The sequence below is a fragment of the Herminiimonas arsenitoxidans genome, assembly GCF_900130075.1.
GTDB classification, from domain to species: Bacteria; Pseudomonadota; Gammaproteobacteria; order Burkholderiales; family Burkholderiaceae_D; genus Oxalicibacterium; species Oxalicibacterium arsenitoxidans.
Map to the genome: position 1 here is coordinate 1,989,894 of NZ_LT671418.1, position 19,747 is coordinate 2,009,640.

Genomic DNA, 19,747 nt, shown 5'->3' on the forward strand with positions numbered 1-19,747 from the left:
ATCGGCTACGCGTTTTCGGCTACTGCAAGGTCGTCAAAAACGATCCTGTCAGCACCACTCAGCAATAGGAAGTGTTTGCCGCTACAACGTGCAATCAATGACATCTTCAGACGTTCGGCTACCATGTGCCCCATCTGCGTTGCACCGGAACGGGATAGCAAAAATGGGATGCCCATTTGCGCGCCCTTCATCACCATCTCTGATGTGAGACGACCTGTGGTGTAGAAAATCTTGTCGTCACCACGCATATCGTCAAACCACATCTTGCCTGCGATTGCATCGACGGCATTGTGACGGCCGACATCTTCAACAAAATGAATCAGCTCACCATCTGCAGAAAACAAGGCGCAACTATGCACCGAACCGGCTTGCTTATAGACCGAACGATGTATGCGTATGGTGTCTATGATTTTGTACAAGGTAGATTGCTTTAAGCGCGCATCAGATGACAAAGAGATGGAATCAATTTCATCCATCAAGCCACCGAACACTGTGCCTTCACCACCACCTGTCGTGACCGTGCGCTTGGAAGTGCGCTCTTCAATATTATCGATACCGTTGCGCGTTACTACCGCCGCCGCATCGACATCCCAATCCACCTGCACCGACAAGATGTCTTCAATATTTTTGATAAAACGCTGATTGCGCAAATAACCCAGAGTCAATGCTTCCGGCGCACCGCCCAAGGTCATCAAGGTCACCAGTTCGCGCTTGTCGACATAAATCGTCAATGGCTGTTCAGCCGGAATCGCTATCGTTGAAGCGCGACCGCGTTCATCCATGACTTCAACATCATGAGTCAGCTTGCGAACCGCATTGGATAAAACTGGACGAGCATTCATAGATAACAAATTCAAAATAAGACGACTGCACTTGCAAGCGGCTAATCATACGATGCACGCTTAACAAGCAGATGAAAATCAGATGTCGTGATTATCGCATTACCAGGCCTGCTCAGGCAGGTAAGCAGGACGAGTCACGTTAATCTATCCAATAGCGACCCAAGGCGTAAACACGTTCTGAAAGCAGTACGAGTATCATGGATGCTTCAATCTACTTATCCATCGAATAATGCATCCTTCTTACGGCAGCATGGCATGAGTCCATTTGTCCTAGCATTGGTGCTATGCGCCGCGCTCTTACATGCCTCCTGGAATGCCCTATTAAAGAGCAGCGCCGATAGACTAGGTTCCCTCGCCGTCATGACGATAGGCGCAGGTTTGGGCTCGTTACCACTGATATTTTTTCTGCCACTGCCGCTGGCAGCAAGTTGGCCCTTCATCGCCTTATCGGCCGTCCTGCATACTGGTTACAACCTGTTTCTGATACGCGCCTACCGGATTGGCGACTTTAGTCAGTCTTACCCAATTGCACGTGGTTCTTCGCCTTTACTCGTAACACTCGGTGCAGCACTGTTTGTCGGCGAAGAAATGAGCATGCTGACATTGCTGGGCGTGATCCTGATTTCCGTCGGCATCATCAGCCTCGCGCACATCAAGGATCACGTGAATCTTGCAGGTCCTATCGCAGCATTCACCACAGGTGCTTTCATCGCGGCGTACACGATTACTGACGGCATGGGCGCCCGTGCATCAGGCAACGCACTATCTTATTGCGGCTGGTTATTCGTGCTCGACAGCATACCGCTGGCATTGATCTATCTATGGCGACACAGGCGTCTACCCATCACATTAGGTGTTAGCGAAACCTGGACCGCACTGGGTGGTGGTTTCATGTCGCTGCTGGCTTACGGCATCGTGATCTGGGCCGTAACGCTGGCACCGATGGGAACCGTCTCCGCCTTGCGTGAAACATCGGTATTGTTTGCCGCGCTGATAGGCTGGTTATTTCTCGGTGAAAAATTGAGCATGCGCAGGATACTGTCTTGCCTGCTGATTACAGTCGGTGCGGTCGTGCTGGGACTGCACCTCTAGCATCCACATCAAGTATTCAAAAAACTCATCCAAATAAAAACCGGCACTTGCTGCAAGAGCAAGTGCCGGTTTCTTTAATGCCAGCTAACTTTGGCTAAAACGCCTTAATTAAGCGCCAGGCTATTCGTCAAGTTGGTCAATGCTTGGCCGCCACCGTAACTGGTTTGGACCGGAGCTGTACCGCCCAGAGTAATACGGATTGCGCAGTATTTAAACTCTGGAATCTTGCCGAACGGATCCAGCGCAGCATTCGTCAAACGGTTAATCGCCGCTTCGTAATAGCAGAACGGTACAAAGACCGCGCCGCGTGGCGAGCTATCGTCAGCACGTGCATACAAGGAAACTTCACCGCGACGCGATTGCAGCGTGATGATGTCGCCTGGATTGCCGCCCATATTCGCCAAATCCAACGGATGGATCAGAGCGATTGGATCTGGTTCGATCGAATCCAGAACGGTTGCACGACGCGTCATACTACCTGTGTGCCAGTGTTCCAACTGACGACCGGTGATCAGAACCATCGGATATTCGGTATCAGGACGCTCAGCTGCAGGAATGATATCTGCAGGCACGAAACGCGCACGACCGGATTCACGCGGGAAGCTGTCAACGAACACAACTGGCTCACCTGGATCGCCTTCTTTTTCGCATGGATAGGTCACGGAATCTTCACGCTCCAGACGTTCCCATGTGATACCAGCGATGCTAGGCATGGTGTGACGCATTTCGTCGAACACTTCCGACACATGCTTGTAGTTCCAGTCGCAACCAAGGCGATTTGCCATTTGCTGAATGATCCACAGATCTTGCTTGGCTTCGCCTGGTGGGTTCAAAGCTTGGCGACCCATTTGCACCGTACGATCGGTATTCGTGAAGGTACCGGTTTTTTCCGGGAACGCACTTGCAGGCAAGATGACGTCAGCCAGATAAGCGGTTTCAGTCAAGAAGATATCCTGAACAACGAGGTGATCCAAAGCTGCCAACGCTTCACGCGCATGGTTAGCATCAGGATCGGACATCGCTGGGTTTTCACCTTGTACATACAGACCGCGGATTTTGCCGTCGGTGATTGCATGCATGATCTCAACCACGGTCAGACCTGGTTCTGGATCCAGCAAGTCTTCCGACATCTTCCATGCTTTTGCAAAGTTGGCACGGATCTTAGGATCGCTAACGCTTTGGTAATCTGGGTACACCATAGGGATCAGGCCAGCGTCGGATGCACCTTGCACGTTGTTTTGACCGCGCAATGGATGCAGACCTGTACCTGGACGACCGATTTGGCCGGTCATCAATGCCAGAGCGATCAGGCAACGTGCATTGTCGGTACCGTGGATATGCTGCGATACGCCCATGCCCCACAAGATCATCGAACCTTTCGATGTTGCGTAGAGACGTGCAACATAACGCAGCGTTTCTGCATCGATACCGCAGATAGGCGCCATCAATTCAGGTGTATAGCCTTCAACGTTTTTGCGCAGCTCTTCGTAACCAATGGTACGGCTTTCGATAAATTCTTTATCGACTAGGTTTTCGGTAACGATGACGTTCATCATCGCGTTCAACATCGCGACGTCGGTATCCGCCTTGAATTGCATGAAGCGATGTGCGATACGTGACATCTCAGTACGACGTGGATCGCAAACGATCAACTTGGTACCGTTGCTGACCGCATTCTTGATCCAGGTTGCAGCAACTGGATGGTTCACGGTTGGGTTCGCACCAATGATGATGACCACTTCTGCCTTGGTCACGTCCATCACTGGATTCGAGACCGCGCCCGAACCGATGCCTTCGAGCAGCGCGACAACTGAGGATGCATGGCACAAACGTGTGCAGTGATCGACGTTGTTGCTACCGAAACCGGTACGGACCAATTTCTGGAACAAATACGCTTCTTCGTTACTACCTTTAGCCGAGCCGAAACCAGCCAGCGATTTTTTACCGTGGGTATCGCGAATCTTGACGAAGTTACCACCGGCTACTTGCAGCGCTTCTTCCCATGTCGCTTCGCGGAACACTTCCATCACGCGATCTGGATCCATGATGAAATCACCGCTCTTAGGTGCATCAGCACGGCGGATCAAAGGCTTGGTCAGGCGATGTGGATGGTTTGCATAATCGAAACCGTAACGACCCTTGACGCACAGACGTTCACGGTTAGAAGGACCATCACGGCCTTCCACGTAGAGAATCTTGTTGTCTTTGATGTTGTAAGTCAGTTGGCAACCAACGCCGCAATATGGGCAGACGGAATCAACTTGTTTGTCAGGGACATTCAATGCGACATCACGGGCCGGCATCAGTGCGCCAGTCGGGCATGCTTGTACGCATTCGCCGCAAGCGACGCAAGTCGACGCGCCCATAGGGTCATCCATATCGAACACGATCTTCGCATGGTCGCCGCGGAATGCCAGGCCGATCACGTCATTCTCTTGTTCGTCGCGGCAAGCGCGGACGCAACGTGTACATTGAATACATGCATCGAGGTTAACGGCGATCGCAGGATGCGAGTAGTCATACGCAACTTTTGCACGTGCTTCAAAACGTGGTTTGCCGACGCCCATTTTCGCAGCCCATTCGTCCACTTCATTGTGGCGCGTATAGTCAGCTTCTGGCATATCGGACTGCAACAGTTCCAACACCAGTTTTTGCGATTTCACTGCACGTTCGCTTTCGGTATTTACTTTCATACCGTTGGTCGGGTTACGGCAGCAGGAAGGTGCCAATACGCGTTCGCCATTGATTTCAACGACGCATGCGCGGCAGTTACCTGCTGTGTCCATACCTTCTTTGAAGCAAAGGTGCGGGATTTCTATGCCTTCGCGCTTGGCGACGGTCAAGATCGTATCAGTTGCACGGCCGGTTACTTCACGACCATTCAATTCAAACGTAACTGTAGGCACATCAAGCAGTGCCATTTCGCTTCGGGTAATTGCGTTCATTATCTTTTCACCTTAATCCGGGGGCTACGTGCTTAAGCCAACTCATGCGGGAAGTACTTGACGACACAGTCGATAGGATTAGGCGCAGCCTGACCCAAACCACAGATCGACGAATCGCGCATAACCAGCGACAGATCTTCCAGCAAGCCGACATCCCATTTTGGCTTCTTGATCAATTCAGCTGCTTTCGCGGTACCGACACGGCACGGTGTGCATTGACCACACGATTCGTGTTTGAAGAAGTCCATCATGTTGCGTGCTGCCTGAACTGCTGTGTCTTTATCCGACATCACGATGACCGCTGCAGAACCAATGAAACATCCGTATGGTTGCAAGGTATCGAAATCAAGTGGAATATCGTTCATCGATGCAGGCAAGATACCGCCCGATGCACCACCTGGCAGATAGCCGTAGAAGGTTTGACCTTCCAGCATGCCGCCGCAATGTTCGTCGATCAATTCCTGGATCGTGATACCGGCTGGAGCCAGTTTGACGCCAGGATTTTTTACACGGCCGGAGACCGAGTACGAACGCAAACCTTTACGACCGTGACGACCATGCGATGTAAACCAGTCGCCGCCTTTTTCCAGAATGTCGCGTACCCAGTACAGGGTTTCAAAGTTGTGTTCCAGCGTAGGACGGCCGAACAAACCAACTTGTGCCACATATGGTGGACGCAGACGTGGCATGCCGCGCTTGCCTTCGATGGATTCGATCATCGCGGATTCTTCACCGCAGATGTAAGCGCCAGCGCCGCGACGCAGGAAAATCTCAGGCATGTTTTCCATCGGTGGATTGGCTTTCAATTTCGCCAATTCCGCTTCCAGCATGGTGCGGCAACCGTGGTATTCGTCACGCAGATAGATATAGATAGTTTGGATATCGACAGCCCATGCTGCAATCAGCATGCCTTCGAGGAAACGATGCGGATCTTTTTCCAGATAGACGCGATCCTTGAATGTACCTGGCTCGCCTTCATCGATGTTCACAGCCATCAGACGTGGGCCTTTTTCGCCACGCACGATGCGCCATTTACGACCGGATGGGAAGCCTGCACCACCCAGACCACGCAAGCCGGAATCCTCCATCGTCTTGATGACAGATTCAACATCGCGTTCGCCGGAAATACATTTTTTCAGCAGCGCGTAGCCGCCTTCGTTTTGATATGCAGCGAAGTCAGTAATACTACCTTCTGCTTGCACGATTTCTTTTTTCTCAACCGCTGCTTGTACTGCTTCGCATGTTGCGTTGATGATCGGATTTTGACCAACAACAGCAACTGGAGCTTGTTCGCAACGACCAACGCAAGGCGCTGCAATCACGCGCACTTCTTTGCCCAAAAGCTTAGGCAACTTGGCCAACATATCTTTCGCGCCAGCCATTTCACATGACAAGCCGTCGCATACGCGAACGGTCAATGCCTGCGGTGCAATGCCGCCTTCTTTAACGATATCGAAGTGATGGTAGAAGCTCGCCACTTCATACACTTCTGTTTGAGCCAAGCGCATTTCTTGCGCCAGCGCAGCCAGATGGCTGGAAGCCAGATGACCGAATTTATCTTGGATTTTATGCAGATGTTCGATCAGCAGATCAGCCTGACGTGATTCGTCGCCCAGCAACGCGCGCACTTCAGCCAATGCAGCAGGGTCAACCCGGCGGCCTTTTGGCGCCTGACGCTTGCGCTCCTTTGTGTTGACTACTTCTTGCACTGCAATTGGAATGACTTTGTGGTTCATGATTGTTCCTAATCAGCTTAAATACCCTGACAGTTATCAGGGTCTTCTCATCGTGTCGTTCTATGTCTTATTGCGCTTTATCCTGCATCGTGGACGCCCGTCTTTCTGCATCAGACCGTTCGACTTCCACCATCTTTGCTGCACTTACTGCTTGGCTTACGTATCAATTAATTTCCCGGGAACCGAATATATGCTTTTTTTAGCATATAAAGACCCTTTTCAGATGGCCGTATCTTATCGATGCGGCCCCACCTCCAGCATTGACCAAGGTCAATTTTCCACATGATCTTTAGTACATATGCCCTGGCCGCAGGCAAAAACAATAGAAAAATCAGCCTTCTGCTCGCATTTTCACCGTAAAAGGAATCATTCTCATTTGAATAAACTGTTTAACGTACTTTCGCCATGCTATCCCAAAATAAAATGACTCGCTCCAAAGTACCTCATTTTACCGGCTGAAATAAGCATATATCAATTCCTCCATCGCATTCGCTATACGCTGTGCGCTGCATATACAAACGCGAATACCGTCATCCAATAAAAAAAGCCCCTCCCGTTAGGGAGAGGCTTTTTTGTAGCAACGGTCTTTACAGACCGCTTTGCTTTTAAATTACGAGATCACGCGTTCTGCGCGCAATGCTGCAATATCTTCCGCGCTGTAACCAAGTTGACCAAGCACTTCTTCTGTGTGCTCACCCAACAATGGCGAACGTGTCACATCCGTTGGGCTGTCCGACAACTTGATCGGGTTACCGACTGTCAGGTATTTGCCCCGTACTGGATGATCCACTTCAACGATGGTGCCGGTTTCACGCAGCGATGGCTCTTCAGCGATTTCTTTCATCGACAAGATCGGGCCGCAAGGGATGTCGAACTTATTGAGGATATCCATAGCTTCGAACTTGGTCATGGTCTTGGTCCACTCTTCGACCGTTGCGAAGATGTTTTTCAAGTGTGGCAAGCGCGATGCTGGGGTTGCGTATGCTGGATCTGTCAGCCATTCTTCTTTACCGATCACTTTGCAGATCGGTGCCCATACTGCACCTTGAGCGATGAAGTAGATGTAGGCGTTAGGGTCAGTTTCCCAACCTTTACATTTCAGAATCGAACCAGGTTGACCACCACCCGATGCATTACCGGCGCGTGGCACGGAGTCACCGAACGGAGTATCCGGATATTGCGGATACTCTTTCATGGTACCGGTACGTTCCAGACGCTGTTGATCACGCAGTTTAACGCGGCACAGATTCAACACGGCATCCTGCATAGGCGCCAACACTTTTTGACCGCGACCAGTTGCGTGACGTTGCAACAATGCAGCCAAGATACCCAGAGCCAGATGCAAGCCGGTACCGCTGTCACCGATTTGCGCGCCAGTGACCATTGGTGGACCGTCGTCGAAACCGGTAGTCGAAGCAGAGCCGCCTGCGCATTGCGCAACGTTTTCATACACTTTGCAGTGTTCGTATGGACCAGGACCAAAACCTTTGACCGATGCGACGATCATTTTTGGGTTGAGTTCGTTGATACGTTCCCATGTGAAACCCATGCGATCCAGCGCGCCAGGTGCGAAGTTCTCTACCAGTACGTCGCATTCCTTGATCAAGGTTTCGAGGACAGCTTTCCCTTTTGGGTTTTTTGTATCCAGTGTGATCGAACGCTTGTTGTGGTTGAGCATCGTGAAATAGAGGCTGTCTGCCTCAGGGATGTCACGCAATTGACCGCGTGTAGCATCGCCTTCGCCAGCACGTTCAACCTTGATAACATCTGCGCCAAACCATGCCAGTAACTGGGTACATGTCGGGCCTGATTGCACGTGTGTGAAATCAAGAATGCGATAGCCGCTTAATGCCTTACTCATCAACTACTCCTATCTTTTACAAAAAAACGCGAACAGGTCATCCCCACTCGCGCAGTACTTAGCTAATAAAAATTATTTATACATTGTTTGCGCCATCGTACCTGGTGCGTAGACCGCGGGATCGACCCAGATATTGATGACTGCAGATTTACGTGTTTTCTGTACTGACTCGCGAGCACGCTGTAGCGCGCCTGCGATGCGTGATGGGTCGCGCACTTCCTCACCATAACCGCCCAACATTTCAGCAAACCGACTGTACGGGATATCGGACAGCAGGTTACCAACATTACCGCGCTCTTCACCGTACTTAGCCAATTGGCCGTAACGGATTTGATTCATGGCCGAGTTGTTCCCGACCACCGCGATAAATGGGACATTGAAGCGATTCGCTGTTTCAATATCGAACGAGGTCATTGAGAATGCGCCATCGCCGTAATAGCACAATACCTCTTTTTCCGGATTGGCCAAACCGGCTGCAATTGCGAAGCCGGTACCAACCCCCAAGCTGCCTAAGGCGCCTGGATCCATCCATTGCCCCGGATTACGTGGACGAACCGCTTGTGCCGAGATCGTCACGACATCACCACCATCACCGATGTAGATAGTGTCTTCGCCGAGGAATTCATTGATTTCATATGCAACGCGATATGGATGTATTGGCGAGCTGTTCGATTTGAACAGCGGCATCAATTTCTCCGTTGCGACAACTTCTGCTGCCTGCAAGGCCTTCATCCATACTTTGCGTTTTGCTTGCGCCGATTTGTCGATGCGACCCGATGCTGCCTCCAGCGTTGCTGCGAGGATGGCACCCGGATCGCCAACCAAACCCAAATTGACGTCGCGATTTTTACCGACTGTACGATAGTCTTGATCGATCTGTACGATCTTCGCATTTTGACTCAAGCGTTTGCCGTAGCCCATGCGGAAATCGAAAGGCGTACCAACGATCACAATGACATCCGCCTTGTCGAAACCTTCACGACGCGTACGATCGAAGTGATGCGCATCGCCCGGCGGCAAAATGCCGCGCGCAGCGCCATTAAAGTAAGCTGGAATATCCAGCATGCGCACCAGAGCAACAGCTTCTTTGTGTCCGCGCGAAGTCCACACTTGATTGCCAAACAGAATAACCGGACGTTCTGCATGCAACAGCAGATCCGCCAGCTTTTCTATGTCGAGTGGATCACCTATCGATTTAACTGACGCACGGTAGCTGCTAGGTGCAGGAATCACCGCACGACTCACATCGATTTCGCGATCCAGTACGTCACGCGGAATTTCCAGATACGAAGGACCACATGCACCAGCGAACGCTGCGCGTATCGCCATGGATACCATGTCTGCCACACGCTCGGTAGAACGCACACCTTCCGAAAACTTGGTGATGGGACGCATCATTTCTGTATGCGGCAAATCTTGCAAGGAACCCATCATGTGCTGGGTGATGCCACCTTGACCACCGATATGCAGCACAGGGCTTTCTGAACGGAAAGCGGTAGCAATACCAGTCATAGCATTGGTGCAACCAGGACCCGCCGTGGTGACAACAACACCGAGCTTGCCGGTTTGGCGGGCATAGCCGTCTGCTGCATGTGCAGCGACTTGTTCATGACGGAAATCAACTATGCGTATGCCTTCATCCACACAACCATCGTAGATATCGATGATGTGCCCACCACATAGCGTAAAGATGGTATCGACACCCTCATTCTTCAGTGCACGCGCAACCAAATGACCACCCGAAATGATGCCGCTATCGCGGCTCTTCACTTGGAGGGTGTCATCTGCTGTCGTGGTCGACGGATACGCCGTTACTGAAGACATGATTTTCCTGTTAAGCCGGCCATGAAAGTCATTCTCGTCACGGCCGTGCTGTTTACTTACTTCTTAAGGTAAGGCATCTTTAAAAAACATGTATAGGTTTTTAGAGATACCCTTCAGCCTGCGCATTCACTATAGCTAATAGAGTGGCCGTATCATATCGATCTGCCTGCGCTTCCATCATTGACCCCGGTCAATTTTCATCGCATGATATTCGGCCTACGCATCCTTCTCTGTTTTGCCTATTTTTCCCTCTTAAATAAGGCCATCACAGCAACTACTCTTATTCCCTCCTCTCGTGCTTTTTTAACACCGATTTATCGATGAAATTTTGCAACGCACTAGCCATGCAAGAACATCAAGAATCAATACGAGCTTAGATAAATTTTGCATCGCAACATAATTTATCGCCCACCGCCCAATCCTCAGACATGCTCGTCCAAGCAAACAAGCACTATATCAGCTGACGATTACGCACCCAAAAGCGCTACCTTGCGCATTACCTTCGCATGGTACAGACGAAAAAAAACGGCGCCCAAACTGGGCGCCGTTTTTACAAGCTAGAACTAGTTTAAGAAATTCTTAAACAGCTTTAGCAGCGTGCAATGCAGCGATCTGCTCTTTCGAATAACCCAATTGAGCCAGAACTTCATCAGTGTGCTCGCCCAACAATGGCGAACCAGTGATTTCTGGTTTCATATCGGAGAATTTGATTGGGCTACCAACTGTCAGGTATTTTTCGCCACGATCTTTGTGCTCAACTTCAACGATCGAACCGCTTTCGCGCAACGATACGTCGTTAGCCAATTCTTTCATCGACAGAACTGGTGCGCATGGGATGTCGTACTTACGCAGAATGTCGACAGCTTCGAACTTGGTTTTGTCTTTGAGCCATTCTTCGATAGTTGCGAAGATGTCAAAAATCTTGTCTTGACGAGCTTCTGCTGTTTTGTATGCAGGATCGTCAACCCATTCTTCTTTACCCAATGCTTTACAGATTGGCGCCCAAGCATGACCTTGGATTGTGAAGTAGATGTACGCGTTAGGATCTGTTTCCCAACCTTTACATTTCAGAACCCAACCTGGCTGACCGCCACCGCCAGCGTTACCGCCGCGTGGTACTACGTCAGTGAATTTGCCGTGTGGGTATTGTGGGTACTCTTCCAAGTAACCGATTTTGTCCAAACGTTGTTGATCGCGCAGTTTGACGCGGCACAAGTTCAAAACAGCATCTTGCATCGACACAGCAACTTTTTGGCCTTTGCCAGTTTTTTGACGACCCATCAGAGCTGTCAAGATACCGATTGCCAAGTGCATACCTGTGTTGGAATCACCCAAAGCAGCTGCCGAAACAGTTGGTGGGCCGTCCCAGAAACCTGTGGTGGAAGCAGCGCCGCCAGCACATTGAGCCACGTTTTCGTAGACTTTCAAGTCTTCGTAGTGGTGACCATCGCTGAAACCTTTAACCGATGCCATGATCATGCCTGGGTTCAATTCTTGGACACGTGCCCATGAGAAACCCATACGATCCAACGCGCCTGGACCAAAGTTTTCGACCATAACGTCGGATTCTTTGATCAGCTTTTCCAGAACTTCTTTACCTTCTTGGGTTTTTGTATCCAAGGTCAGCGAACGCTTGTTGCTGTTCAGCATGGTGAAGTACAAAGCATCTTTGCCTGGGATGTCGCGCAATTGTGAGCGAGTTACGTCGCCGGAACCTGGACGCTCAACTTTGATAACGTCAGCACCGAACCAAGCCAACAGCTGCGTACATGCTGGACCAGCTTGTACGTGGGTGAAGTCGATGATCTTAACGCCTGCTAATGGTAATGTTTGACTCATGATTGGTAGATTTCCTTATCAATCGTTTAACTTGACTCCTGAAATCAGAATACTTTCAGGAAGTGAAAAACCACTCAGAGAGTTCTGAGTGGAATCGCGCCATTTACATGGCTTTAATCCAATACTACTTGGAGTTCTTAACCTTCTAGTCTAGTGCCGCACCACAAACAGTGTCAAGTTGCGGCACAGTCAACACTTCGCTAACTGTGCCACGCAATGACCATGGCTTGCGCCTTGGCTCTATCTAGTATTACTTCTTCTTACCGATCGTCGAAACGATGTTCAAGTTACCGATACGGCCGGATTCAACACCAGCTGCTGGATCGATGATCGCGTCGATGATGGTTGGCTTGCCCGATTTCAGGGAAGCTTCCAAAGCTTTAGCCAGTTGTTCTGGAGTTTCAGCACGAACGCCTTCGCCGCCCAGAGCTACGCTGAACATATCGTACTTGGTGTTCGGATTGAACAACATGCACGAGAATTGGTGATCTGGATTTGCTTCGTCACCGCGGTAGATACCGCCGTTGTTCATGATGATGACGGTTACTGGCAAGTTGTAACGGGTGATTGTTTCGTATTCCATTGCGCTGAAACCGAATGCGCTATCGCCGCAAATTGCAACGACTGGTTTGCCGGTTTCAACAGCAGCTGCAACAGCCGAACCCATACCGATACCCATTACGCCCCATGTACCTGTATCCACACGTTTGCGTGGCAAGTATTGGTCGATGACCATACGTGCGTTGTCGAGGGTGTTTGCACCTTCGTTAACCAGGGTGATGTCTGGGTAGTTTTTCAACACGTCACGGATTGCGCCGAGCGAGTTGAAGTAGTTCATGACTGGAGTAGCTGTGCTCAGTTTGGTAGCCAATTTAGCTTTGGTGCCGGTAGCACGTTCAGCAATAGCGCTCATCCATTCTGTTGGCTTAGCAGCGCCTTTCAGGCCAGCGCGCAATGCGTTGACGCAAGATTGAACGTCGCCAACCAGTGGTGCAGCGATAGGTACGTTGCTGTCCATTTCGTTAGCTTGGATGTCGATCTGCACGAATTGTTTCGAACCGCCCCATGTTTTGCCTTTACCGTGCGACAACAACCAGTTCAGACGAGCACCGATCAATACAACGACGTCGGACTCTTGCAGAACCATCGAACGTGCAGCAGCAGCACATTGTGGATGTGTATCGGAAACCAAGCCTTTAGCCATCGACATAGGCGTGAAAGGAATACCTGTTTCTTCGATCAGTGCTTTGATATCTGCATCGCATTGTGCGTAAGCAGCACCTTTGCCGAGCAAGATCAATGGCTTTTTAGCGCCTTTGATCAATGCAACAGCGCGTGCAACAGCGTCTGGACCTGGGATCTGTGCTGGAGCTGGATCAACTGGAACGAACAGAGTTTTCGCGCCTTCTTCTGCGCTCATGGTGGTGCTGAACAGACGTGCTGGAATATCCAGATACACGCCGCCTGGACGACCGGACAATGCTGTACGGATAGCGCGAACAACTGCGACGCCGATGTCTTCAGTACGGTTGATACGGAACGAAGCTTTGCAATGTGGGCGAGCGATGTTCAACTGATCCATTTCTTCGTAGTCGCCTTGTTGCAGGTCGACGATTTCACGTTCCGAAGAACCGGAAATCAGAATCATTGGGAAGCAGTTGGTGGTGGCGTTAGCCAGTGCGGTCAAACCGTTCAAGAAGCCAGGTGCGGAAACAGTCACGCAAACGCCTGGTTTTTTGGTCAAGTAACCAGCAACCGATGCCGCGTAACCTGCATTTTGTTCGTTACGGAAGCTGAAGAACTTGTTACCACGTGCTTGCCACATACGGCCGATTTCGGTAACAGGGATGCCGAGAAGACCATAAATGTTGGTGATGCCGTTCATTTCCAAGGCTTCCATCAGGAGGTGGAAGCCGTCTGTCAGCTCTACGCCTTCTGCTACTGCCTGAATGTCGTTTTTCATAATGAATATCTCTTCGGTTGATTTCGATAAAGGTTAGGCAACGTTGCCTAATCCCATGGTTGCCGCGCTTTTGTCGGCCATTCTTACTTGCAAGGCACCTCTAAAAATCAGATCGGTTGATTTTTAGAGATACCCTTTAGTTATGCTTTTACGCATACACTATCCAAGTGGGCGTATCATATCGATCTGCCCTCGCTTCGATCATTGACCCCGGTCAATTTTCATCGCATGATATCGGCCCCGACCACCCTTCTTTCTTTTATATCTACATATCTTGTAAATGCCGACTGTTGATAACCATCCAGAACGAAATGTCATTCGCGTCCAGCTCAGACAAAATCTTGTCTTAAAAGACATGACTGATAGCGAATGGGCCGAACTGGAGTCGCATTTACTCGTCGTGGACTGTCCCAAAGGTGACTTCCTGCTGCATCAGGGCGTGCATGAAATGGAGCAATATTTCATCCTTGATGGCATATTGAAGCGCGTTGTTACTAATCAGCAAGCCAAGGAAATGATTCTGCGCTTTGCCGATGAACGCAATATGGAAACCAGTTACGCCGCATGGCGACTGAAAACACCCACACCTTACAGCATCATCTGCGTAACAAAAGCGCGCGTCGTGAAGTTGCCTTTGCTGCAATGGATCGCCTTCATCGATAAACATGAACATGTTAAACAAGCATTTGAGTTAGACGTCATGCATTTGATGAGCGAAATCATGGCACATACGATTACTTTGCACTTGCTCGATGCACCTGGTCGCGTACAGCGCTTTACACGCAAACATCCAGAACTCTTCGATCGCATTCCGAAGAAAGAACTCGCCTCCTACCTTAATTTGTCGCCAGAAACACTGAGCCGGCTGAAACATCAAGGAAAAATCTGACCTCTTCCTTAAGTGAGGTCAGATTTTCAAAAAACTAGTATTTGCCCGAAGAATACAGTTTTGAATTAACCATCAAGCGCACTTGATTGTCGATACTGACAACACCCGGCACACCAGCAGCAACTTTCTCTGCAGCAGCATGTTCATCAGCATGCAGAACCAAGCCACTCAACACGACATGACCGCGATTTGCTTCAATCGTAATCTTGACATCGCGACTAGCCGGCGCACTCTTTAATGCCGCACGCACATGCGCCTCTAGCGTCATATTCTCAAGTACGGCTTGCGATGCTTTTGTTTCCTTGAATTCTGGACGCCCTACCAAATTCATAATTTGCGCCGCGCAACTTTCAACTGATAAGCGATCAGTATTCAGTACCAGATCGTATAGCACCGGATCTCCCCACGTTACTCCAAATTGCTGATGCATGCGTGTGGCATGCGCGGCATCACTACGACGGATTTCCGCCTCGGCAAAATCTGCGTCATCTGTTTCCAAATGCGCCATCAACCATGCGACCCGATTTTTCATTGAACGTGTAATACGAACCGTCACTACATGTGGCACCGCATGCAGCAAACAAGTTGCGCCCCAACCGCGCAAGACGACATTCCCTTTGTTGGCCAACTCGAAAACTTCTTCCGCTGTATATAAAGCAATACCTTCTTCATCCGCAGTAATACGATCGACAAAACCGGCTTTCCCCTCACGCAAACGGCGAATCACACTTTTGCTTATATCCATCTTTTCGGCAAGATGATCGATCACTTCATGGCGCATCACTGCAAGATTCTGTGTTTGCGCAAGATGCATTGCGACATCTTTGGCAAGCGAGCCCATTTCCTGCGTCATTGCGATCACTGGCATAGCTATCTCCTTAGTTATGGTTCTCGGTACATGCACGACAAATCAATAAACAACTCAATTGAAGCTGATTACTCTGATCAAGCAGAGTAACCATACCATCAAAATTTAGCTCCAAAAACAACGATGCCCCACGAGGCTATTCACCGCGTGGGGCACACTAGATCAGATTAGCTTGAAGGCCGAATCATTCAACACCCCGTTTTGCAGGATGCTGGATCAAAGATATTACAAAGGTCTATCAATCTACTGGGCGCTCATCAGCAAACTCGTCAACTTTTGGTGGACGAACTTTTGCGATCAGACGCGAGATCAATGGCCAGAACAACATGAGCAATGCCAGGCCAGTGATGCTACCAACCAGTGGGTTCGAGAACATGACAGACACTTCGCCTTGCGATGTCAACATCGCTTGACGGAATGAATCTTCTGCCTTGTCGCCCAACACCAGCGCCAGAACCATAGGAGCCAATGGGTAATCGAGTTTCTTGAACAGATAACCGATCACACCAAACACCACCATCAACCAGATATCAAACATCGCGTTGTGAACGGTGTAAGCACCGATCGCGCAAATCACGATAATCACTGGTGCGATGATTGAGAATGGAATACGCAGAATCGAAGCAAACAGTGGAACTGTAGTCAAGACGACCAACAGACCAACCAAGTTACCCAGATACATACTAGCGATCAAGCCCCAAACGAAGTCTTTTTGCTCAACGAAGAGCAATGGACCAGGTTGCAGACCCCAAATCAACAAACCACCGAGCAACACAGCCGCTGTTGGCGAACCTGGAATACCCAGAGCCAGCATAGGCAGCAATGCAGCTGTACCAGCAGCATGCGCAGCAGTTTCAGGAGCAACAACACCTTCGAGTTCACCAGTACCGAACTTCGAACCGTTTTTCGACATTTTCTTGGCCAGACCGTAAGCCATGAATGATGCTGGAGTTGCACCGCCTGGTGTAACGCCCATCCAGATACCAACCAGCGAGCTGCGAACTGAAGTTACCCAGTACTTAGGCAGTTTTTTCCAGGTTTGGAAAACGATTTTTGGATCGATCTTCGCTGACTTACCGGAGAACGCCAAACCTTCTTCCATCGACAACAGGATTTCGCCGATACCGAACAAACCGATAACCGCGATCAGGAAGTCGAAACCACGCATGAACTCTTCGAAACCGAAGGTCAAACGCAATTGGCCCGTAACCGTATCCATACCGACTGCTGCGAGTGCAAAACCGAGCGCCATCGAAGCCAGAATTTTGAACGGCGAGCCTTTACCCATACCGACAAAACTACAGAAGGTCAGCAGATAAACCGAGAAGAATTCCGGAGGACCGAAACGCAACGCGAATTTAGCAACCAACGGTGCCATAAAGGTAATCATGACAACCGCAACGAACGCACCGATGAATGACGATGTAAATGCACCTGTCAGTGCCTCACCCGCATTCCCTTTTTGCGCCATCGGATATCCGTCGAACGTCGTTGCGACGGACCACGGCTCACCAGGAATGTTGAACAGAATCGACGTAATCGCACCGCCGAACAACGCTCCCCAGTAGATACAAGACAACATGATAATTGCAGATGTCGGCGACATCGAGAAGGTCAACGGCAACAGAATAGCTACGCCATTCGCGCCACCCAAACCAGGCAATACGCCAATCAACACACCCAACACAATGCCGATTACCATCAGCAAAAAGTTCATGGGCGTCAGAATGACAGCAAACCCGTGAAATAGTGAATTAATTTCTTCCATTTTACTTATTACTCCTTGAATTCCAATCTAACTCGATAGCAAGCACATCGATGTAATCGACACGCACAAGCTCTAGTAACCGAGGAAGCTCAAAAGATCTATCGACCCTTTGTACAGGGGCACTTTGAACCACACCTCAAACATCAGGAAGAAGACGACATTGACGCTTACCGCAGCAATGACCGCTTTTACTGGTGAGAACTTACCGAGGAAGACCATGAACAATGCGATATAGACGGCAGAGGAAACATAGATACCGAAGACTTGAATAGCACCAACATAGATAACTGCTGGGATCAAGACTTGCAGCACGCGCTTCAACTGTTCGCTATCGACAAACACTTCCGTGTTTTTTTCTTTGCCAAACAAGGATTGATAAAGAGTGCCTATACCCGATATACAAATAACGATACCGATATAAAACGGGAAGTAGCCTGAGCCAGGGCCATCGGTCGTCCAACCGGCGCCCAATTCCCAGCTTGAAATAACAACTGTAATACCCAGCAACAGCAGCAGAGCAGCGACAACTGCCTCGACAACATAAGTGGCCACGCCAGTGCGAACGCCACCGCTGGATTCTGAATTCTGATCCATGAGGAATGCTCCTGAAAATTTTTACAATGATGTTGGGACAGGCGAGCAGAAGCCAGCACTACCGTTAGCCAGTAGCGCTGCCTGCTGCTGCTTATTGCCTATATCCCGATGTTGATTACTTCTTCGCCATGAAGCCAGCTTCTTGCATCAGAGTAGCGTGTTGCTTCTCTGCTGCTTCCAGCCAGACTTTGAAGTCGTTACCAGTTTTGAAGGTCGTGTTGAACGCGCCTTTTTCCATGTAGTCTTTCCATTCCGGTGTTTCACGCACCTTCTTGAAGAGGTCAACATAGAATGCCAGTTGATCAGGTGTTACACCTGCAGGCATAAAGATACCGCGCAACATGGTGTAGTCGGTAGGGATACCGGCTTCTTTACATGTTGGGATGTCGTTCCACGATTGAGTATCGGTAACCTTGGTTTTGTATGGCATACGATCATGATCGAATACGCATTGCGCTTTCAGCTTGCCTGCGCGCCATTGCGAAACTGCTTCGATAGGATTGTTAACCGTCGATTGCAAGTGATTACCAACCAATTGCACTGCAACTTCACCACCGCCTTTGAATGGGATGTAGATGAACTTGGTGCCAGTTGCTTTTTCCAGGCCTACAGTAATGATTTGATCTTCCTGTTTGGAGCCTGTGCCGCCCATTTTGAATTTGTTAGGGCCAGCTGCTTTTACCGCATCAATATATTCTTTTGCGGATTTGTATGGTTGTTCTGCATTCGTCCACAGAACAAATTGATCCAGTGCCAACATCGCAACTGGGGTCATGTCACGCCAGTTGAATGGGACACCAGTTGCCATAGGTGTTGTGAACAGATTCGACAAAGTGATGATGATTTTGTGTGGATCACCTTTGTCGTTTTTGATGCCGAGGAAACCTTCAGCACCAGCACCACCCGATTTATTGACAACAATCAGTGGCTCTTTCATCAATTTGTTTTTGATGATCACGCCTTGAATCAGACGTGCCATTTGATCAGCGCCACCGCCTGTACCGGCAGGGACTACAAATTCGACTGGTTTGGTTGGTTCCCAAGCGGCGAACGCTGGGGTTGCAGCAAGAGCTACTGCAGCAAATGCACCGGCAGTTGCCATTGCCATGCCGCTTTTCGAATGCGAAATGAATTCCTTGATCATTGCTTGTCTCCTGTTAATAATAATTTTAACTACTGTGCTACTTGCCGCTTCAAGGTGCCTTGTGAGCACAAGCACCGCACGGCTGACGATGCTTACATACTTGAAATTGTTTTAATTTTTCAAAGATAGTGTGGCCTTTCTTCGAAAAATCTCTTGACCTGAGTCAAGTTTTCAGGACTACGACCATGTTGGACGCGTCACTTGCTATTGTTCTGAGCCACTCTTTCGAGTAATCGAAATGCGCCTAAGGTCTCCATTTACCCTATTTGCAAATCAACGAATGTCATTCGAAGTGCCTGTTTTATTGCGGCTATCATCTAACGACATTTCTTTACTCAGATACACAGCATTTATATTTTATGTATCTACTTGCTTTGCAGAA

At 49.6% G+C, this 19,747-nt stretch carries 13 protein-coding genes; 2 read left to right on the forward strand and 11 right to left on the reverse strand.

Annotated elements, in window-relative coordinates:
• Positions 1 to 5: 5 nt before the first annotated feature.
• The gene (locus BQ6873_RS09375) at positions 6 to 842 is read right to left on the reverse strand and encodes a formate dehydrogenase accessory sulfurtransferase FdhD (protein WP_076592406.1); all 837 of its coding nucleotides are present in this window, start codon (positions 840 to 842) and stop codon (positions 6 to 8) included.
• A 255-nt stretch (positions 843 to 1,097) separates the two neighbouring features.
• Here BQ6873_RS09375 and BQ6873_RS09380 point away from each other — a divergent pair, with 255 nt between their 5' ends.
• Positions 1,098 to 1,934: an EamA family transporter gene (locus BQ6873_RS09380; protein WP_076592407.1), complete on the forward strand. Its 837-nt coding sequence runs from the start codon at positions 1,098 to 1,100 to the stop codon at positions 1,932 to 1,934.
• A 104-nt stretch (positions 1,935 to 2,038) separates the two neighbouring features.
• Here the strand turns inward: BQ6873_RS09380 and fdhF are convergent, their stop codons facing one another.
• The 6 genes from fdhF to oxc all read right to left on the reverse strand — a co-directional run bounded on the left by fdhF (position 2,039) and on the right by oxc (position 14,102).
• On the reverse strand, positions 2,039 to 4,879 hold the full coding sequence (gene fdhF, locus BQ6873_RS09385) for a formate dehydrogenase subunit alpha (protein ID WP_076592408.1): 2,841 nt from the start codon (positions 4,877 to 4,879) through the stop codon (positions 2,039 to 2,041).
• Positions 4,880 to 4,911: 32 nt separating this feature from the next.
• Complete coding sequence (locus BQ6873_RS09390; RefSeq protein ID WP_076592409.1) at positions 4,912 to 6,615, reverse strand: NADH-ubiquinone oxidoreductase-F iron-sulfur binding region domain-containing protein; 1,704 nt, start codon at positions 6,613 to 6,615, stop codon at positions 4,912 to 4,914.
• A 610-nt stretch (positions 6,616 to 7,225) separates the two neighbouring features.
• The gene (gene frc / locus BQ6873_RS09395) at positions 7,226 to 8,476 is read right to left on the reverse strand and encodes a formyl-CoA transferase (protein ID WP_076592410.1); all 1,251 of its coding nucleotides are present in this window, start codon (positions 8,474 to 8,476) and stop codon (positions 7,226 to 7,228) included.
• A gap of 72 nt (positions 8,477 to 8,548) precedes the next feature.
• Positions 8,549 to 10,300, reverse strand: coding sequence for a thiamine pyrophosphate-binding protein (locus BQ6873_RS09400; RefSeq protein ID WP_076592411.1), 1,752 nt, complete (start codon positions 10,298 to 10,300; stop codon positions 8,549 to 8,551).
• Between the two features lie 579 nt (positions 10,301 to 10,879).
• Positions 10,880 to 12,139 carry a formyl-CoA transferase gene (gene frc / locus BQ6873_RS09405; protein ID WP_076592412.1) on the reverse strand — a complete coding sequence of 420 codons (1,260 nt, stop codon included), beginning with the start codon at positions 12,137 to 12,139 and terminating at the stop codon, positions 10,880 to 10,882.
• 250 nt (positions 12,140 to 12,389) lie between these two features.
• A complete protein-coding gene (oxc, locus tag BQ6873_RS09410) occupies positions 12,390 to 14,102 on the reverse strand; it encodes an oxalyl-CoA decarboxylase (protein ID WP_076592413.1) in 1,713 nt (570 codons plus the stop codon).
• Between the two features lie 280 nt (positions 14,103 to 14,382).
• Here oxc and BQ6873_RS09415 point away from each other — a divergent pair, with 280 nt between their 5' ends.
• Positions 14,383 to 14,991, forward strand: coding sequence for a Crp/Fnr family transcriptional regulator (locus tag BQ6873_RS09415; RefSeq protein ID WP_076592414.1), 609 nt, complete (start codon positions 14,383 to 14,385; stop codon positions 14,989 to 14,991).
• Positions 14,992 to 15,025: 34 nt separating this feature from the next.
• Here BQ6873_RS09415 and BQ6873_RS09420 read toward each other — a convergent pair whose 3' ends face one another.
• The 4 genes from BQ6873_RS09420 to BQ6873_RS09435 form a co-directional block, all read right to left on the reverse strand.
• A complete protein-coding gene (locus BQ6873_RS09420; protein ID WP_076592415.1) occupies positions 15,026 to 15,859 on the reverse strand; it encodes a cytidylate kinase family protein in 834 nt (277 codons plus the stop codon).
• Between the two features lie 238 nt (positions 15,860 to 16,097).
• Positions 16,098 to 17,627: a tripartite tricarboxylate transporter permease gene (locus BQ6873_RS09425; RefSeq protein WP_076592416.1), complete on the reverse strand. Its 1,530-nt coding sequence runs from the start codon at positions 17,625 to 17,627 to the stop codon at positions 16,098 to 16,100.
• Between the two features lie 72 nt (positions 17,628 to 17,699).
• Positions 17,700 to 18,221 carry a tripartite tricarboxylate transporter TctB family protein gene (locus BQ6873_RS09430; protein ID WP_076592417.1) on the reverse strand — a complete coding sequence of 174 codons (522 nt, stop codon included), beginning with the start codon at positions 18,219 to 18,221 and terminating at the stop codon, positions 17,700 to 17,702.
• A 115-nt stretch (positions 18,222 to 18,336) separates the two neighbouring features.
• Complete coding sequence (locus BQ6873_RS09435; RefSeq protein ID WP_076592418.1) at positions 18,337 to 19,365, reverse strand: Bug family tripartite tricarboxylate transporter substrate binding protein; 1,029 nt, start codon at positions 19,363 to 19,365, stop codon at positions 18,337 to 18,339.
• Between the last annotated feature and the right edge of the window lie 382 nt (positions 19,366 to 19,747).